General features: G+C 54.6%; 1 pseudogene. It reads right to left on the bottom strand.

The window, feature by feature from the left end:
* Positions 1 to 131: 131 nt before the first annotated feature.
* A pseudogene (locus tag JWJ90_RS23045) lies at positions 132 to 317 on the bottom strand (IS91 family transposase); the annotation flags it as partial.

The following is a 317-nucleotide window of genomic DNA, read 5'->3' as shown; positions in this document are numbered from 1 at the left end:
GGATGGTAGTGCTGAACGCAGGACGTAGGAATGCATTCGCCTGTATCAGGCGTTAAAAAGCGGCTCGCTGCTCATAAAAGAGTTTTCCTCCCGTGTGCTTCTTGACGGTGAAGCGGCGCCTCGCTTAAAGGTTACCCTGGTTGGCGGTAAGAATTTCTAAAGCACACAATACGCATCGGTTGCTTGCAGTGAGGGCAGGCAAATACTGGTCGGGGGCGAGGCGGCTGCGGCATGATAACGACGTGCAGGACCAACTGGACCAGCATACGGATTTTCTTGGCATTCCCGTGCAGGAATCCATATTCGCGCAGCCGCCT

This window comes from Desulfobulbus rhabdoformis, from assembly GCF_016919065.1.
Classification (GTDB): Bacteria; Desulfobacterota; Desulfobulbia; order Desulfobulbales; family Desulfobulbaceae; genus Desulfobulbus; species Desulfobulbus rhabdoformis.
Note: the sequence above shows the minus strand (reverse complement) of the source record. Positions and strands in the feature narration are given on the sequence as shown.